Consider the following 15251-nt stretch of genomic DNA (forward strand, 5'->3'; position numbering starts at 1 on the left):
CGGTCACTTCGTCATCGGTGCCAGGGTCATCAGCCCGCAGCCGTACCCCTTCGCTGGCCCAATTCCGTGCACAAGTGCTTCTCGGGCGGCGTCGGCGTCCTGGATCTGGATGACGCCGTCGACCTGGGCTACCGCGAGCGTCACCGTGGATCCCTGACGACGGAACCGCAGGACCTCGCGTCGGGTCACCCTGGCTTGGTCCTTGACTGGCACAGCGAAACCGTGGCGCTCTGCGCGGCCGATGAACCAGGCCAACTGTTGCTCTGCGGTGACCTCGGCGACCCGTTTACCTCGCGATCCGGAAGCTGTACGAATGGCGGTGGTGGGATTGACGGTACACCGGAATTGCCACGTTGATCCGGGCTGCAGCCCCCTCAGAAAGGGATCGTAGTCGGCGGACCGGCCGGGAACACCCGTAGACCATCCTGCCTGCTCATTGAGAGTCGTCAGATCTGGTTGTAACGGGCTGACGATCATAAGGCGCGCATCATGCTTAGCTGGCCCCCGATCCAACCGCCACAGGGTACGTGCGTTCTCGGCAACGGATTGACCAGGGGGAAAGGTGCTGAGCACTGCGGCGTGGAGCCGTTCCGGTGACGCCAACAGGCGCATGGCGTCGCGCCGAGCCACGTTGATGTCGAACTGGGTGAGAAACATCAAGCTCCTTCCAGACCTGCGAACCAGTCGGGCTCGTCGTTTCCGTTGGGATTGTCGACGACAATCGTTGTCGTCGCGACGTCACGCCAGCCGTATTCGCGTCGCTCCGGGTTGAAGCTCAGCGGGATGTCGCGGACGGTGTCGCCGGGTTGTCCTGGCGCGGCGTCATATGCGATAGGAAGCCGGACAGATCGTCCTAACCGGCGCTGGTGCCATGGCTTGCCATGCCACGGCTCAGCTTCCAAAACCGTCATCAGCTCACCCTCCCGGATACCTAGGGACACCTGCCCTTCTGTGGGGCAGGACCTTCGGCCGAGGTAGAGCGGGAACTGTGGGTCGTTGATCGCTTCGTCTAGCGCCTCGAGCAAGGATGGATCGCCCTCAACAGCTGCGATGAAAACAGCATCAGCGAGGTAGTAGCGGTTCGAGAGGGGCATGGCATTGACGCTGCCGTCTTTTTTAGGGTGAGCCCAATCCATAGCCGTCTGAAAGTCCCGGACAACTGACCCCGGCTGGTCGGTGCGCACGCCAAATCGCAGCGTGAGGAGATCCTCAATACTGTCGGTGCGACGTCGCCCCTGCGCGGCCGCTAAAAGACCGATAACACCAGATTTCGTCGGTTCTCTTCGCGTCGCCCGGGTGGTGAACCGACTGGAGTCTCCCCAGGACTGTAAGGGTCCGGCTAAGCGTAGGAGTAGGACACTCACGACTCGTCCCGCAACAGTGACGCGACCTGCTCACGAACAGACGAGACAAGGTCATCGACGCGCATCTCAGTGCCCATTGATGCTACGGCCTCGGTGCGTGCCCCGATGCGGGTGACAAAGGATGCCACGGGTTCACCGAGGAATGCTTGCTCGCACTCATGCGCATAGTCGGAGAGAGCGCGACACGACGGCTCAACATAGCCCCCATCTGCGGGCTTGACGGCGTTCTCGAATGCCCCGATGAAGCTTGCGGACCGCCCCTTACGGATCTGCACGACGATGGCATCCGGGATCGTATTGTTGGCGAAAGTATTTTGCTTGCCAGTGGGCATAGACATGAGGAACCCACGGACGAAGGCTGAGGCGGCCTGAGCTGTCAGGTCGACATCACCAAGGTTGTTCTCAAGCGTGGACACTGCAACAGTCGCGAACCGGTACAGTGTCTCGGAAGTGAACTCGACGGTGCCGATCATGCCGGCTCCGGCGTCGTCCTCGTCGAGTTTGTAGTCGTCGACTGCGGTGAAGTAGTCAGACTCGATCTCGACAGCGTGCGTGCTCAGCGCGTGAGCAACTTGCACGGCGGAGTCGACGTTGAGATCCTTCGAGTCGGCTACCATGCGCCCGAACAGCGCCACCTCGATCCCGTGGTCAGAATCGGCCGCCTTCTTGGCGTCAGCTGCGCCTATCTTGCCGTCAGTCGTCGCGGCGAGTTCCGCGAGCCGATCGAGCTGCTGGTTCGAGTAGAACACGAGGTACTGCGTGCGCTCGACTCCTTCAGCCCCCGATTCGTCCTTCTTGCGGGGCTTCTCGGCTTTGAGTCCGAGCGCCTTGACGACCGCGAGAGCCCGTTGCTGAGCGTTTTCCGTGGAGAGTTCATATGGGGCCGCCATCAATCGATTCATGAGCAGCTCGACGACCCGCAGGGTCCGCGAACCAGTCTGGTCCGCAGGCAGGAACTCTTTGAAGGAGGTCCGCACGGCTTTCTTCCACGCCTGGGAACTCACTCGCGCTCGCCGCACACCGCCGTATAAGGCCGATTTCGGCGAGCCGGTGTCGTCGCGGTTGACGTTAGACGGCGGGACGCTCTGGATGACGTGGATGTCGACGTAGTACGAGCTCATTGGGCTTCTCCTTGCTTTGTCGTAGTGGAGGGATTCTGATCGTCGGATGGAATGCGGTGAAGCTGGCGTCCCCAGTCCAAGAGGACCCTGCTAGCTGCCGAAGTCTGGATGCGCCACAGATCGGCAGCCAACCGTCCGTGGTCGAGGGGTACGCCCTCAGATCGCATGAGGGTAATGAGGCCGCGAAGGTTCTCGATGCGAATGCCCCATTGCTGGGCGCGACACAGGTGTTGGAACCGTGAGATCGTGCCAGGGTCCCACTCTGGGCCCCCGGAACGACGGGCAGATAGGGTGCGGACGGCCTGACCTAAGCCGATGCCCGGCACGTGCATGGGCTCAGATCGGGATTGTTGATGGATGGCATACAGGACGACTGCGGCATGGACCGCTCGTTCAGCGGCGGTCGCCGGAGCAGCGCCGCGACCCAACAGATCGTCAGGGAGATGTCTTAAGGTGACCTCCCACACCTCGGGGTCGGCTCCTGACGTCGCGGCGTCGGCATGGCGCAGCGCCGCCATGGTGCGCACTGACCATGCATCACGGGGAGCCGCTAAGTACCCCCGTTGTAGATGATTGACGACGTCCAGCGTCGCCTTGGTGACGTCGTTCCAAGGTTCTGGCATCACTGCTCCTTCCGGGATGTCTTGGTCTCACGTTGCGGGTCTTCTGGCAGCGGGGCCGAGGTGCGTAAGCGAGCCGCGAAGCGCTGCCAGGCGCGGGCGAGATCCATGAGGTCTTCTCGTTCGGTGTTGGGAACCGGAACCATGCGACCCGTAAGGGCTGCAGGGCCGGCATCCCGGCATAGCTGCTCACCGACTGTGTGCATTACCTGTCGCGCCCGTCGCCGCCATGACAGCGTTGCGGCGCCGATATCGGTAGCTGTCGACAAGAGGCTGAACCACTCGCGATAGGCGGGGTCGAGCGCTGCGTAGCCCATCTCCGAGGCGCGTGGTCGTATGCCTTCCGATTCACTTCCGGTGGCTGCTGCTAGGTCGGTGGCGAGGTTCTGGAGCGCGAAGACCAGGGAGTCCGCCGTTCGTGCGGAGTCGACGGCCAGTCGACCGAGCTGTTCATCGGTGATGACGGCTACCGAGGCGGGCATGGCGTCGTCGATCGTTGTCGTTACCATCGAACTCTGCGATCCATACTCCATACCGATCGTTCGAATTCGAGTCACGTGATCGCCAGGTAAGGCTCCATCGCTGGAAAGGGTTGCGAGTTGCTCGAAAATCTCAGGTCGTAACCATAGGTCGTCCGGTTCCCCCGCTTTTCTCCGGCGGCGGTCGTCTGGGGCTGGTTCACGTACCAGCAGCGGCTCAAGCCCCCGCCACATGGCCTTCGTGGAATCGTGGCTTCGAGGCATGTACACGGTTTCACCCGCCGCCTTCGTCTGGGGGGCACTGAAGCGCCAGGCGGTCATTGAGTCGTTGTGGAGGAGGTATTTCCATTCGACCTTGTCGCCATTGCACAGCAAGACATCGACGACCCGATTACCATCGGTGATGAGGCGCGCTCGCCGGCTTTGCCAGGTGAATAGGTCAGCACATCCGGTAGGCACTGGGTGCTCCCGATCGGGCGCGGCAACTTGCGGAGGACGCTCCCAGACGGGCAAGTCATCTTGAGGGTCGTTTTCGAGGAAAAGGTTGAGCAATAAGGTCTCGGCTAACGACGCGCCCTCGACGATGACGATTCCCATCGGACCGCTAATGCCGGTGCCAATCGGGTAGCCCCTGCCTCCCTTGACTCGGGGATCTCCGATAGCGCCTGACTTGATGCCAGAGACGTCGAAGGCGTGAGCATGGATGAGCCAGCGCGCTGCTTCAGCGAAATCCAGCGAAGAGGTACCGGCCCCATCCCGCGTCGTGAAGAATCTGTCGTTTGCAGGCACCTCGCTGATGATCTTCGTGAGACCGGAATATCCGCCTTTGGCGGTGCGGAGATCAGCGACCTGCATGAACGGGGTTTTGTTGTCGACGAGGTTGAACTTATCATGCCAGCGGTCCAGATAAGTGTCGATCTCGTCGAGCGGTAACCCAGACTGCCACCACTCGCCCCAGTCGTCGACCTTCTCGTCGTCACTGCGGAATCGAGCCGTCGCTCGAATGGCAATAGCTAGGAGGAGACGCAGGATCGCAGCTTCCTGGGTGGGAATCTCGCCGGCGAGCCCGCGGAACTCGGTCCCTCGGTGAAAGGCGTCTCGGATCGAGACCTCGGTGACGTCGTTGTCCGGCGTTCTTACGGATATCCATGGCTCATCCACAAGGTTGAATGCGCTCGTCATGCCGGTACTCCATTCTGGGGACGGGGTTCGACCGTGAGTCCTCGATGAGGATCGTAGTGGATCGGACGGTCAAGAAGGGTCGTATTGCCATCGGAGTCAAGGACAAGGACGAGTTGTCCACGCAGCCATGGTGACGACTGCCATGAACTCAGATCGATTGGTGCGTTCTCGAGTTCGGCAATTGTCTGGTCGATGTCCCACGGACTCGACAGCGACCGGGGCAGAGTGACTGTGCACGATGCGACTGCCCGAGCGAGGTCGCCGTCAGGGGCGCCGAAGAGCGGCAGCTCGGCCCCTGAGAACTCTCCGATTCCGTCTAGGAGGTGATATCCGCCGGACTCGGTCTGTTGCACAACAATGACCTCGATGGAGTCTTCGGAGTCGCGTACCGAGGCCTGACCGCGCGTATTCTCCGGATCGACGGTTTTCATATCGGTGAGCCCCTTCATGAGGCTTGAGGCAGAGAAGGGGTCGGAAAGGCGGTATGTCATCGCTCGGGAAATGGCCGCTTTGTGGAGCGATCGAGATTCGAGGGTCGCCTCTTCTCCGCGGCTTAGCCATGGTTCAGGCCAGGTGAAGCTCTCATCGTAGGCGGTTCGAACCAGCCGAGGAATGTCGTGAGGCAAGGTGACATTGCCGTCGTCGAGGGCCTGGAGAATAGCCGCCGTACAGAGCAGAGCGCTGGGTTCATAAACCAGGTCGACGCCCTGACTGAACTGAGGGCCATCCTCCTGCCAGGCATCGACCCCGGTAACCAGGCAGGTTGCCTCGCGCATGGGTAGCGGGCGTTGCCGGTCGTGCCGGTGAAGGCGACCGATACGCTGGAGTAGCAGGTCCATCGGTGCGATGTCGCTGATGAGCAGGTCAAAGTCGACGTCGAGCGACTGTTCTAGTACCTGCGTCCCGACGACCACGATCCGGTTGGGTCGGTCGCCCCCTGAGCGTCCGAGACGCCGGACCAAATCGGCTTCGCGTCGGGCCCGTTGCGGGGCCAAGAAGCGGGAATGGACGAGCACGACCTCGCAGTTGAGGTGGCTGTTGAGGATATCGAAGGTCTCCTGGGCCCGAGCGACGGTGTCGCGAATGATGCCGACGCATCCGCCGTCGGACATCCGGTCCTTGATGAGCTCGATGAGCTCATCAAGGGAGTCGCCCATGAACTGGAGCGCAACCTGGCGTGCCGTGGCCGACGCTGAGGTGCCTCGCTGAGCGACACCGTCGGACACCGAGGTCATGAGCGGGTACTTGTCGGTTGTTGTTAGGGCTACGTTTGCATCTCTTCCGTGTCGGCCCTTGGCATACGCCAGCGCAAGTTCATGGCGTTGAGCTGGCGGCAGCGTCGCGGACATGAGGATGACGGGGGTGCGGTAAACGCAGAGCCATTCGAGGACGACCTTGAGGTACTCGCGCATGTAGACGTCAGCTGCGTGAACCTCATCGATGATGACGACCTTGCCTGCCAAACCGAGGTGGCGCAGCACGACGTGTTTGGATTTGAGGCCGGTGAACAATGCTTGGTCGATGGTTCCGACGACATGGTCGGCGAGGATCGCGCGCTTACGGCCGAGGAACCACTCATGCACGATCGCCGAAGCCTCACGCTGTGTGTCGACGCTGTCGTCGTAGACCGCCATGGAGTCGCTCCAGGGCATGAGCTGCTGGTATTGCTCGTTGAGCGCTGCCTTCGAGTGGGCCAAAGTGATGCTGGATTGGTCCTCAGCTGGTACGGCGTCCAGCCATTCCCGAACTCGACTGAACATGGGATTGGATGTGGCCATCGTCGGCAGACCGAAGAAGATGCCGCCGAGTCCGAATTTGTAGGCGAGTACATGGGCGCACATGAGGGCCGCTTCAGTCTTGCCCTGCCCCATGGGGGCTTCGATGATGAGCAGGCCGGGCTCCGCCATCGAGGATGCGGCTTCGACTGCTGCACGCTGCATGGCGTTGGGTTCTCCGTGGACGAGGGAAGGGAAGCTGGTGTGGAACAGCTCGTTCACGGAGTTGGGGCAGGGGTAGGGCTGCCAGGGGCGAGGGAGCTGCAGCCTGGCGATAGCTCGTCGGACTCGATCCGGTGTCGGTGTCGTGAGATCGTAGGGAAACAGTGATTCCGAACTGGCGATCCAGTCAGCGACGATGACGAGCGCCTCGGAGATCACCTGCGTCTGGATGGAGATCGGGGTGCTCATCCAGCTGGGTAAGAATTTCTCGGCACCGGTATGCGCGGCTATAGCGTCGAGGATCTCGTCGCGGGTGGTCTTCCAGAGGCGGTCCTCGCGATCCAGGGACAGCTTGAATTTCTCCATGTCCGCGGCCGTGGGATTTGACCCGTGGTGTCCTCCGATGATGGAGGCGATGTTGCGAGCGTGACGGCGTGCCTTGGGTGCATCAGGGTAGCGATTCACCAACCAGCTAGTGACGTGAGCCTGTCCCAGGGCGCCGTGGGGGATGGAAGCGTCCGGCTTCTCAATGACAAACCCCTGCCGTTCCATCTGATCGCACAGGTAGCTCGTTGATGTTCCGTTGGTGCGGGGGAACCGCGCTTTGTGTGCGAAGTCGGCGCTGACCTTTCCGACGTCATGGATCCCCGCTAGAAAGCATTCGAACGTTTGGGCGGCGCGTTCTCCGCCAAGGCTGTCGGCTAGGAGTGATCGGATGGATCGCGGTTGGAGGCTCCATATCTCGGCCATGACACCGGCGGCGTCCTCGAGGTGTTGGACGACCGGGAGCCAGTCTCCTGCCTCGTTTGTCTTGCCCCAGCAGGACTGTGCCGGTGGGGACCAGGTGTTGAGCATTGTCGCTTCCTTGCGGTTGATGTTGACAAGAACCTTAACATAAGAATTTAACTCAACTGAACAAGTTGGAAAATAACTGCAGGACGCCCACAGTTGATCACCGACCCCCGCAACGGCGGGGAGGATCGGGCCAGAAGCACGTCCTGCCCTACGCCCGCGCACCCCCGCAACGGCGGGGAAGGACATCCGAGATGCGGACGACACGCAACTCAACAATGGCTCACCTCTGCATGGGCAGAGCACACCCCACGCTACAGGAGCCATGTACACGAATCGTGCGTGGTCAACTCACCTCCACCTGCTGACGCACCACCTCGAGGAGCTCACCAGAAGCCACCAAGCGGTGCGCTTCGTCGATTTCGGGGGCAAGGAAGCGGTCCGGTCCGGGACCGGGAATGGTCTGGCGCATCCGGGCGATGACGTCGGCTACCGGTTTCGACGGCTCCAGACCTCGCATCTGAATAGCCCTCGCGGCGGTCAGGATCTCGATGCCAATGACGGCTCCCATGCCGTCAATCCCGCGGCGCAGCTTGCGGGCAGCCGACCAACCCATCGAGACGTGGTCCTCCTGCATGGCTGAGGTTGGAATGGAGTCCACCGACGCCGGTACCGCCAGTCGCTTCATCTCAGAGACGATGCCAGCCTGGGTGTATTGGGCAATCATGTGGCCGGAGTCGACGCCGGGATTGTCGGCGAGGAAGGGGTGAAGGTCGCGGTTGCGGGCCGGGTCGAGCATGCGGTCGGTGCGACGTTCACTCATGGACGCGAGGTCGGCCGCAGCAATCGCCAAGAAATCAAGCACATATGCCACCGGGGCGCCGTGGAAGTTGCCGTTGGACTCCACCCTCATGTCGTCGGTAATCACCGGGTTGTCGACTGCCGAATCCAACTCAACCTTCGCCACCTGCAAGGCATGGGCCATCGTGTCACGGACGGCACCATGCACCTGTGGCGCACACCGCAGTGAATAAGCGTCCTGCACCCGCTTGGCCGCACCTTCACGACCAGCCTGGATGAGGTCCGACCCTTCCAACAGAGCGAGGATGTTGGCAGCCGAGACGCCCTGACCTGGGTGGGGCCGAAGGGCCTGCAGGTCGGGGGCGAAAACTCGGTCGATACCGCACAGGGCCTGAACGGTCATCGCTGCCGCCAGGTCAGCCGTCGGGACGAGGACGTCGAGGTCAGCCAGGGCCATGATGAGCTGGCCGAGCATGCCGTCAGTGCCATTGATGAGGGCCAGGCCCTCCTTTTCGCGCAAGGAAATGGGCTTCAGCCCGACCTGGGCCAAGCCCGTGGCAGCGTCGACCTCGCCGCCATCGGGGGTCAGCACCGTCCCCTCACCGGTGAGGACCAGGGCACAGTGGGCCAGCGGTGCAAGATCTCCCGAGCACCCCAGCGACCCGTACTCCCCGACGACCGGGACGAGTCCTGAGTTCAGCAGGTCGGCATAAGCAGTGATGACCTCCGGACGCACCCCGGTGCTACCAGAGGCCATCGTCTTGAGCCGCAGGGTCATCATTGCGCGGATGGCCTCGGTCTCCACCCGCGACCCGGTGGACGCGGCGTGGGAACGGATGAGGGAGTGCTGCAAGGTGACGCGATGGTCGCGTGACACGCGGCTGGAGGCCAACGCGCCGAATCCGGTGGAGATGCCGTAGTGGGGGCTGGGGTCGTCGGCCAGACTCTCGATGAGGTCGGAGGCCCGTCTGACCCGCCCCATGGCTTCCTCACCGACCGTCACCTGGGCGCCCAGCCGGGCAACGGCGATGATGTCGTGGGGAGTGAGTGGGGCACCGACGTTGACTGGATCCATGGTCGTCCTTCCTTGGTGCCACGTCACCGTGGCGATTGTGGTGTCGATCTCGGCGTCGCCGAGTCGTTACGGGCACGAACAGGGGTGGGTTGCGAACGGGTTGTCAGGCGTCGAGTCGTAGCCGAGGCTGGTTCAGCTTGAGGAGCCGGCCTGCTAGGCACACCTGGTCGACAAGAGGCACGCCCGGGCGGTACATGAGGTGCAGCCACGACGGCGCGGCCAAGCTCACCAGGTCAGCACGGGCCCCAGGCCTCACCACACCCACGTCGTCGCGGCGCAGGGCTGCCGCACCGCCAGCGGTCGCCGACCATAGGGCCTGTTCCGGCGTCATGCCCATCTCCCGCACCGCCATGGCAAGGCAGAAAGGCATGGATGAGGTGAAAGCGGTTCCCGGATTGCAGTCGGTGGCCAGCGCCACCGTCATCCCAGCGTCGAGAAGACGTCTGGCGTCAGGGTAGGGCTGGTTGGTGCTGAACTCGGCAGCCGGTAGCAGGGTCGCCACGGTGTCGGTGGCCTTCATGGCATCAATGTCTTCGTCGGACAGGAAGGTGCAGTGGTCGATCGACGTCACCCCCAGTTCACAGGCGCGCGGAATGACCTCGGATGGACCCAACTGTGCGGCGTGGAGACGAAGTCCCAGCCCAGCAGCCTTACCTGCGCGCAGGATTTCCATGGTCTGGTCGGGGTCGAAGGCACCGGTCTCGCAGAAGGCGTCAATCCAGCGCACATAGGGACGTACGGCTTGCAGCATCTGCCCGCACACCAGACGGACGTACCCGTCAGGTTCGTATTCGGGCCCGACGACGTGGGCGCCCAGGAAGGTCACCTCGTCGGTGTGGGAACTGGCGATGCGGGCCAGCTTGACCTCGGTCTCGACGTCGAGCCCGTACCCCGTCTTGGCCTCCACCGTCGTCGTTCCGCTGCGTGCCATTTCGTCGAGGATCCCGGTCATGACGGCGTCGAGCAGCCCGACGGGCGCCTCCCGGGTGTGTCGAACGGTGCGCAGGATTCCGCCAGCCTCGTACTTCTGCCCGTTCATCCGGGCATCGAACTCGTCACTGCGATCTCCGGCAAAGACGGGGTGGCTGTGGGAATCAACGAATCCGGGGATGACGCAGGCCCCCGCCATGTCGGCCTGGTGATCGGCTGCGGGAGCCTCGGCACAGCGCCCCACCCAGACGATCCGGTCTCCATCGATGACGACGGCTGCGTCACGGATCTGCCCCAGGTCATCACTACCGACGGATGGATCATTGGTGACCAGTAGACCGATGTTGTTGATGACGACGCTCACGAGTCACGACCTCTCAGCTCGTTCAGTACATGGCGCAGATCCTCGGCGGTGGCGTCGTCGCGTCGGATCCACTCGCCCGCGATGATGGTGGCGGTGACGTCCTCGGCGGTTGCCGCCAGCGGCCAGCGTGTCGGGTCCACCCCGGCCAAGCGAGCCGACGACGGATCGACGACGACGACGTCAGCAGGATCACCCACGCTCAGCCCGGCGAGGTCGGAAGCGGGTGTGGAGGCTCGGCGCGGGCGCGGACCTACCGCCGGACGCAGGCTCGCCACCCCGTTTCGGGAACCGATCTTCCACAGGGAGTCGCAGCCGATGACTCCTCGGGTCCCGGTGGCCAGCCGAGCGGTGGATTCGAGCAGGCGCAACTCGGCGAAGGGGTCGGTGACGACGTCCTCGTCGGTGCCGATCGTCAGACGCACCCCGGCGTCGAGCAGATCCTTGACCCGCGCGATGCCGTCCCCCAGATCGGCCTCGGTGGTCGGGCACAGCGAGACGATGGTGTCCGTGCGAGCAATCATGGCGATGTCGTCGTCGCTCAGGTGCGTGGCATGGACGACGGTGGTGCGATTGGAGAGCGCTCCAGCACGTTCCAGGACGGCGGTGGGCGTCAGCCCGTGGGCGGCCAGACTCTCCTCGTTCTCACGGGGCTGCTCGGAGACATGGACGTGGATCGGGGCGCGGTCCGGCAAGCCCGAGACAGCTGTGGCCATCTCGTCAGGACTGACGGCTCGCACCGAGTGCAGGGCCGCTCCCGGCGTCACCAAGGGGGAATCCGGCAGGGCATCAGTGAGAGCGTGCCAGCGCTCCAACCATCCCTTGACACTGCCGTCACCAAACCTCGTCTGGTCCTCGCCGAGTGGAGCTCCCGGTCCGGCGTGCAGGTAGCAGGTGTCGAGCAGGGTGATCCGGATACCCGCGTCGACGGCAGCGTTGACAACGGCCAACTCCATGTCGTGGTGCGGGTAGGGGGTGCCGTCGGGCCGGTGGTGGACATAGTGGAACTCGCCCACGCTGGTGTACCCGGCAGCCACCATCTCGGCGAAGGCCGCTCGTGCCAGGCGGTGATAGGAGTCCGGGTCGAGGCGGTTGGCCAGCCGGTACATCTCGGTCCGCCAGGACCAGAAGTCCTCCCCCTCCCCGGCTCCTCGCAGTCCGCGGTGGAAGACGTGGGAGTGCGTGTTGGCGAATCCGGGAACAGCGACGCCGCTGAAGCTGTGGCGATCGTGCTGGGCGTCAACCGTGACCTTGGTGATGACGCCAGCATCACTCGAAACGCGCACATTGTGCGCAACCCGTCCCTCGACGAGGGCCTTCGGGAAGAACCACTCACTCACTTGACCAGCTCCTCCAACACGGCTCGCAGAGCCTCCGCTCCCGCCTCGCAGTCCTCGTCGCTGGCTGATTCGGCCGGGCAGTGGGACGCTCCGGTGGGATTGCGGACGAAGAGCATCCCGGTGGGTAGCGTCGCGGCCAAGGTGGCAGCGTCGTGACCCGCTCCCGTCGACAGCTGCGGGGTCTCCTCACCGAGGACCTGCAGCATCCGATGACGCAGGTCGTCGTCGAAGGCGGTGCGGTCGGTCCATGACTCACGGGTCCAGACGACCTGGCACCCCTGCTTGTCAGCAGCCGCTGCTGAAGTCTTCTGGATCTCCTCGACGACCTTGGTGACGGTGTCGGGGTCCTCGGCTCGGCAATCCAGCCACATCGTCGTGGCCGAGGCGATGACATTCGTCCCGCCTGGCTCGACGTTGATCCGCCCAACCGTCGTGACGCAGCCCTCCCGCTCAGCGGCCTCGCGGGACGCCAGGATGGTTTCGGCCACTGGGATGACGGGGTCGTGGCGATCGGGGATGAGGGTGGTCCCGGCATGGTTCCCCTGCCCGGTGAACTCGGCACGCCAGCGGCCGTGCGGCCGCACCGCTGTGGCAATCGCGACCGGGTGGTCGAGGTCGGCCAGCCCGCGCCCTTGCTCGACGTGCAACTCGATGAAGCAGGAGGCATCGAGCAGGACATCGTCAGGCTCGATGAGATCAGGGTCCAGGCCGGCCTCCCGCCAGGCGTCCGGCAGACTCTGTCCGTCCCGGGCGACGAGCCTGCGGGCGTCGTCCTTGCTGAGCTTGCCCGAGGCCAAGCGTGACCCCAGACAGGGCATGCCGAATCGTGCGCCCTCCTCATCAGCCATGGCGACGACGGCAAAGGGTTTCGACGGCTCGACCCCGGCTTCTTTCATCTTCGCCACGGCCACGAGGGAGGAGACGACGCCGAGCGGCCCGTCGTAGGCACCGCCGCCAGGGACTGAGTCCAGGTGGGACCCCGTCAGGACGGCCTCCGGGCCCGGCATTCCCCACCACGCCCAGATGTTGGCATTCATGTCCGTGACGATCGTCAGAGCCAACTCGGTGGCCTTCGTGACGAACCATTCCCGCAAGGCCACCTCGTCAGGGCGGAAGCAGAACCGCGAGTAGGAGCCGTCCTCGTTGCGTCCGATCCCGGCGATCTCGTCGAGCAGGGCTGCCGCTGTCCAGGTCGTCATCACTTCACCAATCCGTCGATGAGGGCGTCATCGACCAGGTAGGGCAGGGTGATCTGGGCGTCGTCGTGTTCCTGGTTGAACTCGGTGGCCGTCTCGATGGAGTGGTCGTTGCGGGCCCAGCCGCGTCGGGCCACACCGCACATGACGTCCCACAGCAAGGAGCTGCGGATGACGGCGTCGACCCGCTCGGAACCATCCAGGACCAGCCCGAACCCGCCGTTGATGGCATTGCCGATGCCGGTTCCTCCGCCGTTGTGCAAGGTCACCAGGCTCATGCCGCGAGCTGCATTGCCAGCGAAGCACTGGGTGGCCATGTCCGCCATGACGTTGGACCCGTCCTTGACGTTCGCGGTCTCGCGGAAGGGGGAGTCGGTGCCCGAGACGTCATGGTGATCCCGCCCGAGCATGACCGGTCCGATCTCGCCGTTGCGCACCATCTCGTTGAACCGCAACGCGATGTCCCTACGGCCCTTGGCGTCCTGGTAGAGGATGCGCGCCTGGGTGCCGACGACCAAGTTGTTGGCCTCGGCGTCCCGAATCCAGATGTAGTTGTCGCGATCCTGGCCGCGGCGATTCGGGTCGATGCAGTCCATGGCGGCATGGTCGGTGGCGATGAGGTCCTCGTGCTTGCCGGAAAGACAGACCCAGCGGAAGGGGCCGTAACCGTAGTCGAAGAGCTCGGGTCCCATGATGTCCTCGACGTAGGAGGGCCAGATGAACCCGTTGCGTGCGTCTCCACCCTTGGCGATCTCGGTCACCCCGGACTCGAAGACGGTCGCCATGAAGGCATTGCCGTAGTCGAAGAAGTAGGTGCCACGCTCGGTGAGGGTGCGGATGAGTTCGAAATGCTTGCGCAGGGTCTTGTCGACGCGGCGGGCGTACTCGTCACGGTCACGGGCCAGAAGCTCGGTGCGCTCCTCGAAGGTCAGGCCCTGCGGGCAGTAGCCGCCGTCGTAGGCGGCATGGCAGGAGGTCTGGTCGGACAGCAGCGGGATGTCGATGTCGTTGTCAACGGCGTACTGAAGCAGATCGACAATGTTGCCGTGGTAGGCGATCGAGATCGGGGTGCGCTCGTCGATGTGCTTTTTGGCCAGGGCGAACACCTCGTCGAGAACCTCGGAGACGTGCCCCACCCAGCCCTGGTCCAGACGGGTCTGGATGCGCGACATGTCGACCTCGGCGGTGATTCCGACGGCGTGAGCGATCTCGGCGGCCTTGGGTTGGGCGCCGGACATGCCGCCCAGACCCGAAGAGACGAAGAGGACGCCTGACAGGTCACCGTCAGCCGGAATCCCGAGGCGGATGCGTCCGGCATTGAGGATGGTGTTGAAGGTGCCGTGGACGATGCCCTGAGGCCCGATGTACATCCAGCCGCCGGCAGTCATCTGGCCGTAGTTGGCGACCCCCATCTCCTCGCAGATCTCCCAGTCCTTCTGGTTGTCGAAGTGGCCGACCATGAGGGAGTTGGTGACGATGACGCGCGGAGACTCTGGGCGGGATGGGAACAGCCCCAGCGGGTGACCGCTCATGACCACCAGGGTGGTGTCCTCGGTGAGCTGGGCGAGGTACTTCTTGATGAGTCGGTACTGCAGCCAGTTCTGGCAGACACTGCCGGTCTCGCCATAGGTGACGAGCTCGTAGGGGTAGAGAGCGACGTCGAAGTCGAGGTTGTTGTCGATCTGCACCTGGAAAGCCTTGCCCTCGGCGCAACGACCCTCGTAGTCGTCGATCGGGCGTCCCTTGATGTGACCTGCCGGACGCCACCGGTAGGCGTAGATGCGGCCGTAGGTGTGCAGTTCCTTGAGGAACTCTGGTGCAGCCTTCTCGTGCAGCTCCGGAGGAAGGTAACGCAGGGCATTGCGCAGCGCGACCTTGGTCTGGTCAGGGGTGAGGTGGAATCCACGTGAGGGGGCTCGTCGGATTCCGGGCTGGAAGACCGGGTCGGGTGGGAACTCGGCGTCGAGTTTGATCGTCATGGCTGCGGCAGTGCTGCTGTTGTCGTACATCGGTGGTGCCCCCAGATGCATATTCATGTGGGTGTGGTGTCGTC

General features: G+C 63.6%; 11 protein-coding genes. All 11 read right to left on the bottom strand.

Annotation, left to right across the window (positions count from 1 at the left end; translation table 11 throughout):
- Positions 1–3: 3 nt before the first annotated feature.
- The 11 genes from cas6e to ACUCCZ_RS12010 all read right to left on the bottom strand — a co-directional run bounded on the left by cas6e (position 4) and on the right by ACUCCZ_RS12010 (position 15207).
- Complete coding sequence (gene cas6e, locus ACUCCZ_RS11960) at positions 4–657, bottom strand: type I-E CRISPR-associated protein Cas6/Cse3/CasE (RefSeq protein ID WP_435917480.1); 654 nt, start codon at positions 655–657, stop codon at positions 4–6.
- Positions 657–1364, bottom strand: a complete 708-nt coding sequence (gene cas5e, locus ACUCCZ_RS11965) for a type I-E CRISPR-associated protein Cas5/CasD (RefSeq protein WP_063279636.1) — start codon at positions 1362–1364, stop codon at positions 657–659. Before cas5e ends, cas6e begins: the two co-directional genes overlap by 1 nt.
- Positions 1361–2485, bottom strand: a complete 1125-nt coding sequence (cas7e, locus tag ACUCCZ_RS11970) for a type I-E CRISPR-associated protein Cas7/Cse4/CasC (RefSeq protein ID WP_063279635.1) — start codon at positions 2483–2485, stop codon at positions 1361–1363. Before cas7e ends, cas5e begins: the two co-directional genes overlap by 4 nt.
- Positions 2482–3108, bottom strand: coding sequence for a type I-E CRISPR-associated protein Cse2/CasB (casB, locus tag ACUCCZ_RS11975; RefSeq protein ID WP_435917478.1), 627 nt, complete (start codon positions 3106–3108; stop codon positions 2482–2484). The genes cas7e and casB overlap by 4 nt, the downstream gene beginning before the upstream one ends.
- The gene (casA, locus tag ACUCCZ_RS11980) at positions 3108–4766 is read right to left on the bottom strand and encodes a type I-E CRISPR-associated protein Cse1/CasA (protein ID WP_021105462.1); all 1659 of its coding nucleotides are present in this window, start codon (positions 4764–4766) and stop codon (positions 3108–3110) included. Before casA ends, casB begins: the two co-directional genes overlap by 1 nt.
- Positions 4763–7558: a CRISPR-associated helicase Cas3' gene (gene cas3, locus ACUCCZ_RS11985; protein WP_435917476.1), complete on the bottom strand. Its 2796-nt coding sequence runs from the start codon at positions 7556–7558 to the stop codon at positions 4763–4765. The genes casA and cas3 overlap by 4 nt, the downstream gene beginning before the upstream one ends.
- A 283-nt stretch (positions 7559–7841) precedes the next feature.
- Positions 7842–9371, bottom strand: coding sequence for a histidine ammonia-lyase (gene hutH / locus ACUCCZ_RS11990; RefSeq protein WP_435917475.1), 1530 nt, complete (start codon positions 9369–9371; stop codon positions 7842–7844).
- 103 nt (positions 9372–9474) lie between these two features.
- Positions 9475–10665 (bottom strand): imidazolonepropionase, encoded by a 1191-nt coding sequence (gene hutI / locus ACUCCZ_RS11995; RefSeq protein WP_435917474.1) that lies wholly within the window; start codon positions 10663–10665, stop codon positions 9475–9477.
- Positions 10662–12002, bottom strand: coding sequence for a formimidoylglutamate deiminase (locus ACUCCZ_RS12000; RefSeq protein WP_435917473.1), 1341 nt, complete (start codon positions 12000–12002; stop codon positions 10662–10664). The genes hutI and ACUCCZ_RS12000 overlap by 4 nt, the downstream gene beginning before the upstream one ends.
- Positions 11999–13201 carry an allantoate amidohydrolase gene (locus ACUCCZ_RS12005; RefSeq protein ID WP_435917472.1) on the bottom strand — a complete coding sequence of 401 codons (1203 nt, stop codon included), beginning with the start codon at positions 13199–13201 and terminating at the stop codon, positions 11999–12001. The genes ACUCCZ_RS12000 and ACUCCZ_RS12005 overlap by 4 nt, the downstream gene beginning before the upstream one ends.
- Positions 13201–15207 (bottom strand): urocanate hydratase, encoded by a 2007-nt coding sequence (locus ACUCCZ_RS12010; protein WP_435917692.1) that lies wholly within the window; start codon positions 15205–15207, stop codon positions 13201–13203. The genes ACUCCZ_RS12005 and ACUCCZ_RS12010 overlap by 1 nt, the downstream gene beginning before the upstream one ends.
- Positions 15208–15251: the final 44 nt, after the last annotated feature.

The sequence above is a fragment of the Cutibacterium nasicola genome, from assembly GCF_052654715.2.